Origin of the sequence: Kribbella sancticallisti (assembly GCF_039530625.1) — a bacterium.
In the GTDB taxonomy this organism is placed as follows: Bacteria; Actinomycetota; Actinomycetes; order Propionibacteriales; family Kribbellaceae; genus Kribbella; species Kribbella sancticallisti.
In genome coordinates this window covers 439,921-449,384 of record NZ_BAAAOS010000056.1, presented here as the reverse complement: position 1 = coordinate 449,384, position 9,464 = coordinate 439,921, and the positions used below count along the sequence as shown (strand labels likewise).

Sequence of the window (9,464 nt, the reverse complement as noted above, 5' to 3'; positions counted from 1 at the left end):
GGTGGCCGCGCCTCGTCACGCCCCCACGCCGCACATCACGAACTCCGGCTGTAGTACTAGAGCCCCAGCCGCAGACTTCCTTATCTAGCTAGCACTCCCATTCCGTCAGACGACGCTTCCTGGCAGCCGCCTCACTCTGGGAGATCTGACGCGCGGCAAAGGAGCCGTGATGAGAGTTGGCATCACGAAGGAACACTTCGCCCGGCTCCCCGCTGGTGAACTCGCGGTAACACTTCGGCTCAGCGGCTCGTGAAAGGCAGGTGGCTGTCACCACAGCTCTTCCCTGATCCGGCTGTACCGCGCCCGCCGGTTGATGCCGCTGCCCAGCAGCAGCGTGACCGCGGTCAGTGCCACGGTTCCGATCACCCAGAGCGCCAGCACCATGCTCCAGTCGATCCCGAGGTCGAGCGGAACCGCCGACACCTGGCCGGTGTCGGCGAACAGCGGGATCAACGGTAGGGCGATTCGCGCACCGGCGGCGCCGCACGCAGTACCGAGAAGGACTGCCAGTACCACCGGTCCGGTTTGCTCCCAGCGAGCGGCTCGGCCGGTCGTGGTCGCCGGTACGCCGGTGACCTTGAGGCTCGCGTAGTCCTGGGCCCGGGACCGCCAGGAGGTCACGGTCATCAGCAGCAGCACGGCGATCGCCAGCGCCAGGCCGGCGATGCCGACGACCGGCGTCAGCTTCAGCGCCAGCGCACTGGCGGACCGGCCGTAGGCATCCACCCGTTCGTCGATCCGATCGACGAACTTGGCGGCGACCTGTTCCTTGCCGAGCGCCGCGATCACCTCGTCGGCGTGAGCCAGTCCCTCGGCGTTCAGCCAGACCTCGAAGGCCGTGCTGCTCACCGTGACGGTGCCACCCAGCCGGCGCAGGGTCTCCAGATCCATCACGGCGACGCGTTCGGAGTGCCGGTTGACCGGTCCTTCGAGCCGGCCGATGTTCTCCGGCCGGACGGAGACGCCGTCCAGTCCGGGCACCGTGGTCCCCTGGTTGGCGGCGAGATCCGGCGTGATCAACGCGGGCACCACCACTGGAACCAAGGTGTGCTGCAGGTGTTGCTCGGCGCCGGTGCTGGTGACTCTCACCGTGAGACCGCCGGCCGGCGCGGCCGCGGCCGCGATAGACCCGGTGTCGTCGAGGTCGTCGAGTGGTTTCCAGTCTGCCGGCGCGCCCAGCGGCAGGGCGGGCTGGAGGTCGGTGCCGAGCTTGCTGAGCACCACGTCGCCCTGGGCACCTGACGAGTCGTCCAACTGGGGGGCGATACCGATCCTGAGCAGCCGGCACCCGCCCTCACAGTCGATGTCCGTGGTCAGGTCGACCGGCCTACCCGGCGCGAGTGGCAGCGGCGGGAACGTCGCAGTACTGCGGCTGCCGTTCCGCAGGCTGACGACGGTGGCCTTGACGATCAGCGACGTGGCCGGCGGTTGGGGCGTCGGGAGCTCGCCGTTGCGCGTCGGCGGGAGTACCTGCTTGATCCGAACGGCAGCCGCGGTCAGCCGCAACTGCTCGCCGCGCAGCTCGATCGGCGCCGGCCGCTCCGGTGCCGCCAGGCGGCGGAACCCTTCCTCGTCGGTCAGGCGGTCACCCTGGTACGCGATCCGCCGGAAGCTGTCCGGCTCGATCAGCAGGCTGCGCGGCGCGTCGGGCGAAGCCGTCGTCGTCAACACCACCGGAGTGAGCCAGCGCCGGTCGGGGTCGACCGCGTCGAGTGCTTTGGTGAAGCTCCCGAGACCGGCGGGCGTGGCTTCGATGACGCCGGCGGCACCGACCTCGTACCCGGCCCGGGTCTCCCGGTTCCGGCCGGCGACCGAGGCGGTCTGACCGGCGAACGACGCCAGCGCGGTGGCCACTGCGACGACCGCGACAACCCGGGTCGCCGCGGGGCGGCGAGAGACCTGCAGAGCACCCAGCGCGAGGCCGAGCCGGCCGTTGCGCATCGCCCGCCGGCTCACCAGCGCGGCAAGGGGCAGCAGCAGGTGAGCGAAGATCAGGCCCACGGCCAGGGCCAGCAGGGTCGGCGCCAGCACCGGAAGGGGACCGCGGCCGCCGCCGGTCAGCGCCGCGAGCAGTCCCGCGGAGGCCAGGACGATGATGGTCACGTCGACGATTCCGACCGTGTGACCCCTGCGTCGGGGCACCACCCGCCGGAGCAGCGTCGCGATCGGCTGCCGGACCACCGAACGCACCGACCAGACCACGACCGCGAGGGCCGCGAGCAGCGCTGCCGACAGCGCGACCGGTACTGCCCAGGGCAGCTCGGTCGGCGCCCCGCCGTCCAGCCAGGTGGCTCGCACCACTTGGAGGAGAACGAATCCCCCGAGAAGACCGGCCAGCATGCCGACGGCGACAGGCACGGCGAGCTCCAGCACCAGCGACCTGCCCGCTTGCACCACGCTCCCGCCGCGCAGACGTGCGGCTGCGAGCTCGGGTCGGCGCTGGTCCACCACCGCGGCCAGGGCGAGCGCCAGAACCACGAGACCGAACAGAGCGACCTGGACCATCACCAGCGGGATGATCGTCGTTCCCTGGCGTTGCTCGCCTTGGATCCGGTCGATGAGAGCGGCCAGTTCAGAGGCGTTGGCGGCGGCGAAGCCGAGCTCCTGAGCATTCTGATCGAACTCGGTCGTCGCTTCCCGGAGCCGATCGAGGTGCTGCGTTCCGGCGTCGCCCGGTAGGGGGCGGGTGTCGATCGTCGACGCGTACCCCCAGACCCCCTGGTCGAAGGTGCTCCGCTCGGTCAGCAGGTAGTCCGAGGCCGGCGGGTCATCCGCCTGAGGGTCGTCCGCGTACGAGATGTGGGAGTGTCCCGTGGGACCCCGGCCGTACCAGTACAGGGCCTGCTGGTCGGCCGGCCGGTACAGACCCACGATCCGCAACGTGCCACCACCGACGTACGCGGCGGGCTTGGTGTCGAGGACATCGCCGACGCGTGAGCCGTGGTTGTCCACATCGGTCGTCGACACCACGACCTCGCCCGCCCGGCCGGGGCATCGGCCGGCCGTCAGGACGAGCTGTTCGCAGTACCCGTCGCGCCAGACCAGCCGTCCGCTGATCCCGACGCGCTCTCCACGCGGCGTCCAGACCACGGCGGCGTTCTGACCGTTGACGGGTGGGCTGAACAGCGGCTTGAGGTCGGCTGGGACCAAGCGGGCCAGGTCCTCCGGGGTCCGCGGCTTGCCGACACCCTGGCTTGACGCGGCCGGTTGGTCCTGCAACTGCCAGGCGGCGGCCAACGGCTGGCCGGTCAGCATCTCGGTGGTGACGGTCTGCTCGACCGCCCGGGCGAACCAGGGCGCGAAGGCCGCGCAGGTGCCGATCAGCAGGCTCAGGCCGGCCAGGACGAAAGCCTGGGACCGCCGGTACCGAAGCGCGCGCCGCAAGAACATCCGTGGTCCCCTCAGAGATGGCGTTGCCAGGTCAGCCGGCCCTCGTCCATGACGGCGTGACCGTCGGCGATGGCGGCGACGATCGGGTCGTGGGTGGCGATGACGACCGCGGCTCCGCGGCCGGCCTCGCGGCGGAGCAGGTCCAGAACCCGTTCGCGGTTGGTGCTGTCGAGCTCGCTGGTGGACTCGTCGGCCAGGATCACCTTGCCCTGCTGGGCAACGCCGCGGGCGACCGAGACCCGCTGCTGCTCACCACCCGACAGCTCCTCCACCAGGTGGTCACCGCTGTCTTCGAGGCCGACGTCGGCCAAGGCTCGGCCGGCCGTCCGGTCCACCTCGGCCAGATCGTTGCCGCCAGCAAGGAGCGGGAGGGAGAGGTTCTCCTTCGCGGTCAGTACCCGGGCCAGTCCGTTGCCCTGAGGGATCAGCACCACCCCGTGCGCCGCCGCGGCCGGCCGGGAGGTGATCGCCAGCCCGTCCACCTCGACCGTGCCCGACCTGGCCGGCACCGCACCGGCGATCGCCCACAGCAGCGAGCTCTTGCCGGCTCCCGACGGTCCGCTGACGGCGAGCACGAAACCGGGAGGGACCTGGAGTGACACGTCGGCGACGGCCACCAGCTCGCCGTACGCGACGGTCAGGTTGGTGACGGTGATCATCAGCGGCCCTCCGGCTCGACCGGGCTGATCCGGACCTCGCCGTTCTCGGTGGTGACGCGGAGCAGGGTGCCGGGTGGCAGCAGTTCGGCGACGTGCGGAGGCAGCGGCAGCGACCCGTCGGTGGCGACCACCGCGAACTCCTCACCCGCGCGGCCCTCCGACGCGATCCGGCCGTCGCGGATGGTGATGGTGCGCGGCAGGACCGCCGCGACCTCGGGGTCGTGGGTGATCAGCAGCACGGTCATCCCGGTGGCCGCGTTGATCGCGGAGATCGCCGCGATCACCTCGTCCCGGGCTCGGTGGTCGAGCTGGCTGGTCGGTTCGTCGGCGAGCAGCAGGCCGGGCGACGTGGCGATCCCCACCGCCACCGCGCACAGCTGGATCTGGCCGGGCGTGAGCGCCGTCAGCGGAGTACGGGCCTGGTCTCCGAGGCCGACCAGGTTCAGCACCTCGAGGGGCTCCGGCAGCGTCCGGTCGCGGGACGCCGCGCGCTGGGCGAAGCGGACGTTGTCCTCCGGCGACAGGTAAGGGATCAGGTTCCGCCCGGCCCCTTGCAGCACGATGCCGACGTCCCCCGCCCGCATCCGGTCGAGCTCGGCCTCGGTCATCGTCGCGAGGTTGTGCTCACCGATCTGCAGCCGCCCCGCGCTCGGCGTGAGCAGCCCACCGCAGAGCTGCAGCAAGGTGGACTTACCGGCGCCCGACGGCCCGAGCAGCCCGACCAGTTCCCCCGGCGGCACGGTGATCCCGATCCCGGACAAGGCCGCGACGTCGTGCCCCTGACTGCGATAGATGTGGACAAGGCCGCTGGTACTGATCGCCAGCCCACCCATGACAGCCCTCCCCGGCTCCGGTCCCGCCCCGGGGACCAGTGAAGCTCACCCGGAGGTCAGTCGAGGCCGAGAAGAGCGAGGGACTTCTCCCGCATCTCGATCTTGCGGATCTTGCCGGTGACCGTCATCGGGAAGTCGTCGACCAGCAGGACGTACTTCGGGATCTTGTAGTGGGCGAGCTTGCCGGTGGCGAACTCCTTGAGCTTCGTGGCGTCCAGGGGGTCGGCGCCGTCCTTCAGCTTGATCCAGGCGCAGAGTTCCTCGCCGTACCTGGCGTCCGGTACGCCGATCACCTGGACGTCGGCGATGTCGGGATGGGTGTAGAGGAACTCCTCGATCTCGCGCGGGTACACGTTCTCGCCGCCGCGGATCACCATGTCCTTGATCCGGCCGACGATGTTCACGTAGCCGTCGTCGCGCATCACCGCCAGGTCGCCGGTGTGCATCCAGCGGGCCCGGTCGATCGATTCTGCCGTCTTCCCGGGCTCGTCCCAGTAGCCGAGCATCACCGAGTAGCCCCGGGTGCACAGCTCGCCCGGTTCACCGCGCGGGACGACCAGCCCGGTGGCCGGGTCTACCAGTTTCACCTCGACGTGCGGCATCACCCGGCCGACGGTCGACGTACGGCGGTCGAGGTCGTCGTCGCGGCGGGTCTGCGTCGACACCGGCGAGGTCTCGGTCATGCCGTAGCAGATCGCCACTTCGGCCATGTGCATGTCGGCGACGCACCGCTTCATCACCTCGATCGGGCACGGCGAGCCGGCCATCACGCCGGTCCGCAGGCTGGTCAGGTCGTACTCCGCGAAGCCGGGCAGGCCGAGTTCCGCGATGAACATCGTCGGTACGCCGTACAGGCCGGTGCAGCGCTCGTCCTGCACGGCCTGGAGGGTGGCGGCGGGGTCGAACGCCGGGCCCGGGATCACCATGCAGGCGCCGTGCGTAGTACAGCCGAGGTTCGCCATCACCATGCCGAAGCAGTGGTAGAAGGGCACCGGGATGCAGAGCCGGTCGTCCGGCCCGAACCCGATCGTCTCGGTCACGAAGTACCCGTTGTTCAGGATGTTGTGGTGCGAGAGCGTCGCGCCCTTCGGGTATCCGGTGGTGCCGGACGTGTACTGGATGTTGATCGCGTCGTCGAAGCTGAGCTGACTCGCCCGTTCCTCCAACTGCTCCTGGCTCACCTGGCTCGCCGCCTCGACCACGGCGTGCCAGTCCGGCGTACCGATGTAGACGACGTCTTCGAGCGCAGTACAGTCCGGCCGGACCTCGTCGACCATCTTGCGGTAGTCGCTGGTCTTGAACTCGGTCGCCGAGATCAGCAGCTTCACGCCGGACTGATTGAGCGCATAGGCCAACTCGTGCGTGCGGTACGCGGGATTGATGTTGACCAGGATCGCGCCGATCGAAGCCGTCGCGTACTGCGTGACCGTCCACTCCGCGCAGTTCGGCGCCCAGATCCCGACCCGGTCGCCCTTCGCGATCCCGCGCGCCAGCAACCCCCGCGCGAACTCGTCCACCGCCGCGCCGAACTCGCCGTACGTCCATCTGCGCCCGGAGGCGACCTCGACCAGCGCCTCCCGCTCCCCGTACTGCGCAACCGTCCGCCGCAGGTTCTCCCCGATGGTCTCCCCGAGCAACGGCACCTCGGAAACCCCGGACGCATACGAAGGCAAGCTCATCCCGCCATCGTCACCCCACCCCGGCAAACCCGACAAGCCGACACGGTCGGTCGACCACTTGAGTGGGCATATGACCACTTGAGTTGGCATATAGCCGCTATAGTGGGCAATCGAGGAGGTGACCGAGATGCAGTACTCCGAGCCGATTTCCACCGCTTTCCCCGGACTCCACGGACGAGTGCTCAGCGTGCTCGCCAGAACCCAGCGGGCATTGACCGGACGCGCCGTCGCAGGACTGTTGCCTACGCCCGCAAGTGCGAGCGGAGTACAGAAGGTTCTGGACGACCTGGTTCGCAACGGCCTGGTCATCGCCGAACCGGTTGGCCGAGCAAAGCTCTACACGTTGAACCGTGAGCACGTCGCGACGCCGGCTATCGAGGAACTGGCTCACCTTCGCGAACGCTTACTCAGCCGGCTCCAGTCCGAGGCGGAAAGCTGGGAGGTTCCCGCCGCAGCCGTCTGGTTGTTCGGTTCCGCTGCCCGCGGCCAGGGCGGACCTCACAGCGACATCGACATCCTCGTGGTGCGTCCAGACGAGATCGCCGATGCAGATCCACTCTGGCTTGCACAGCTGGAAACGCTCGCCGACCACGCCACTCGCTGGTCCGGCAACCGCTGCGACATCGTCGAGTACAGCAGCAGCGAACTGAAGCGACTCGTCCGCCGCGGCGAGCGACTGGTGACCGAACTCCGACGCGACGCCGTCCACATCGCCGGTACCTCACCTCACAAAACCCTCAACCGAAAGACTGCTGGATGACAGCCCTGGACGATGCCCGAGCACACCTCACCAAGGCACGAGAATTTCTCGAAGCCGCCGAACTGACGAACGATCTGGGGCTGTACAACGCCGCGGCATCGAACGCCGTCACCTCGGGCATCAACTCGAAGGACGCGATCTGCCTGACGCTGACAGGCCGCACCCACAAGGCCGACAACCACGCCGAGGCGGTCGCCGAATTGAAGGCGGCGGGGTCTGCCGGGCGTGAGTCGGGCAGCACGTTCTCGCGGCTGTTGCGGCTCAAGTCCAAGTCGCAGTACCAATCCGAATCGGTTTCGCCCACCGATGCAGCCAAGAGCATCGAGTGGGCCTCCCGGCTCCTGGAAACAGCTCGATCCGTCGCCAGAAGCTGAAACCGTCGGCTTAGCCGATCGGGGACTCGTAGATTGTCAGTTCGGTGCCGCCGGGTTCTTCGCCGTCGTCGGGGGCGGTGAAGAGGCGGAGCTTGTTGTCGTCGACCTCGAGGGCTACCGGGTTGCGGGTGGCTGAGTGGCCGGCCTTGGAGAAGGCGGGGAACGGGATCTCGTGCAGGATGCGGTTGTCCTTCAGGTGGAGGAGGGCCAGGCCGCCGAGTTCGTAGTTGCCGCCTGTCGCGGTGGGGAGGCCGGTGACGCCGCCACACAGTTGCTTGCTCCGGCTCACGTAGTCGCAGTCCTGGTAGTCGAGCAGGTGGCTCACGTTCGCCTCAGCCGCCAACTGCTTGCCGGACGCGGTCCACTTGTACAAGGTGCGCGACCCCCAGCTCACCCCGTGCACAAACCCCGTACGCCGGTCCCGCACCACCCCGCCGACGTGGTCCCGGACCCGGAACTGCTCGGTGACCTGGTACGTCCTCGGGTTCAGCTTGTAGACGATCCCGCGCGAGTTCGGCCGGTACTCCGCCACCGGGACCCACACGTTCTCCCCGTCGAAGTCGATCCCGCCCGGGTGGTACGCCGTACCCTCGCCGACGCGGATGTCCTTCTTCAGGTTGCCCTGCCGATCCAGTACGAGGACATGCCCGATCCCCTTGCCCGGGCTGCGGTCGTACCCGTCGATCGGCACCGGATACCGCACCGGCGGCTCGATCACCTCCACGCTGGACAGGAAGATCAGGTCACCCACCAACGCGAATCCCTGCGGGTGGTACGTCGGGAACCGCAACGGGATCCGCGCCACCTGCGACCACGCAGTACTGCGGGTGGTGGCTTCGAAGGCCCGGGCGACCCGATCGTCTCGCCCGGTGGCATCGGCGCCGGCCACGGTCAGTCCGGCCAGCAGCGAACCGGTGACGACGGTCGCCAGCAAGGTCTTGCTACGCATGAGAAGTCTCCCTGGGTTCGGTGATGAGGCAGCGTGCGCTCGGCGGGCGACGCCGAGCACTCCACCAGCTGACCAAACGCAGGGCATTCGGTGAAGACCTCGGAGCCCCGCGGGCTGGCAGACTGGCGGGCATGGACTCTGGGATCACTGTCACCGGGACCGGGCAGGCGACTGCACCGGCTGATCTGCTTCGTCTGACGTTGAGTGTCGGGCACGATGCCGCCGATGTCGCGACCGCGGTCGCCCGGGTCGCGGAGCGCACCGACGCGGTGCAGGCCGCCCTGCAGGACCAGGGGGTCGCGGCGGCCGAGATCGAGACCAGCTCGGTCAGCGTCCACCCGCAGTACAAGGACGGGATGTCGGCGGCCGGGTACCGCGCCTCGCACTCGATGACGGTCACCACCAAGGACCTCACCGGGTTCGGCCGGCTGCTGAACGCCGCTGTCGATGCGGCAGGCAACGATCTCGGCCTCGAACACCTGCAGTTCGACGTCGCGGAGAAGAAGGCGCTGCTGGACCAGGCCCGGGAGCTCGCGTTCGCCCAGGCCCGGGAGAAGGCCGGGCAGCTGGCCGCGCTGGCCGAGCAGCCCCTCGGCTCCATCGCCGCGGTCGCCGAGACCTACGGTTACGCCCCGTTTCAGCTCCAGTCCGCGGCCAAGGGCGCCGGCGCGTACGACTCCCAGCTTCGTCTCGCGCCCGGCGAGCAAACCATCGAGGTCTCCCTCGAAGTGCGCTGGGCCTGGGCCTGACGACACTGGGCACGACACTCGGCCTGGTGGGGTCCAGGCCGAAACGACCCTTCCGATGGGTAGGATCCGCG

Annotated in this window: 8 protein-coding genes; 3 read left to right on the top strand and 5 right to left on the bottom strand. The window is 69.2% G+C overall.

The features are described from left to right. Positions 1 to 267: 267 nt before the first annotated feature. The 4 genes from ABD255_RS37000 to ABD255_RS36985 are packed head-to-tail and all read right to left on the bottom strand — an operon-like array spanning position 268 to position 6,561. Entirely contained in the window at positions 268 to 3,390 is a 3,123-nt protein-coding gene (locus ABD255_RS37000) for an FtsX-like permease family protein (RefSeq protein ID WP_344221455.1), read from the bottom strand. 11 nt (positions 3,391 to 3,401) lie between these two features. After that, complete coding sequence (locus ABD255_RS36995; protein ID WP_344221454.1) at positions 3,402 to 4,049, bottom strand: ABC transporter ATP-binding protein; 648 nt, start codon at positions 4,047 to 4,049, stop codon at positions 3,402 to 3,404. Continuing rightward, positions 4,049 to 4,882 carry an ABC transporter ATP-binding protein gene (locus ABD255_RS36990; RefSeq protein ID WP_344221453.1) on the bottom strand — a complete coding sequence of 278 codons (834 nt, stop codon included), beginning with the start codon at positions 4,880 to 4,882 and terminating at the stop codon, positions 4,049 to 4,051. The genes ABD255_RS36995 and ABD255_RS36990 overlap by 1 nt, the downstream gene beginning before the upstream one ends. 56 nt (positions 4,883 to 4,938) lie before the next feature. Continuing rightward, positions 4,939 to 6,561, bottom strand: a complete 1,623-nt coding sequence (locus tag ABD255_RS36985) for an AMP-binding protein (protein WP_344221452.1) — start codon at positions 6,559 to 6,561, stop codon at positions 4,939 to 4,941. A gap of 127 nt (positions 6,562 to 6,688) precedes the next feature. Here ABD255_RS36985 and ABD255_RS36980 point away from each other — a divergent pair, with 127 nt between their 5' ends. After that, positions 6,689 to 7,321, top strand: a complete 633-nt coding sequence (locus ABD255_RS36980) for a nucleotidyltransferase domain-containing protein (RefSeq protein WP_344221464.1) — start codon at positions 6,689 to 6,691, stop codon at positions 7,319 to 7,321. Beyond that, positions 7,318 to 7,695, top strand: coding sequence for a HEPN domain-containing protein (locus ABD255_RS36975; protein ID WP_344221451.1), 378 nt, complete (start codon positions 7,318 to 7,320; stop codon positions 7,693 to 7,695). Before ABD255_RS36980 ends, ABD255_RS36975 begins: the two co-directional genes overlap by 4 nt. A gap of 10 nt (positions 7,696 to 7,705) precedes the next feature. Here ABD255_RS36975 and ABD255_RS36970 read toward each other — a convergent pair whose 3' ends face one another. Continuing rightward, positions 7,706 to 8,644, bottom strand: a complete 939-nt coding sequence (locus tag ABD255_RS36970) for a DUF6454 family protein (protein WP_344221450.1) — start codon at positions 8,642 to 8,644, stop codon at positions 7,706 to 7,708. Between the two features lie 131 nt (positions 8,645 to 8,775). Here ABD255_RS36970 and ABD255_RS36965 point away from each other — a divergent pair, with 131 nt between their 5' ends. Further along, on the top strand, positions 8,776 to 9,393 hold the full coding sequence (locus ABD255_RS36965) for an SIMPL domain-containing protein (RefSeq protein WP_344221449.1): 618 nt from the start codon (positions 8,776 to 8,778) through the stop codon (positions 9,391 to 9,393). Positions 9,394 to 9,464 lie beyond the last annotated feature (71 nt).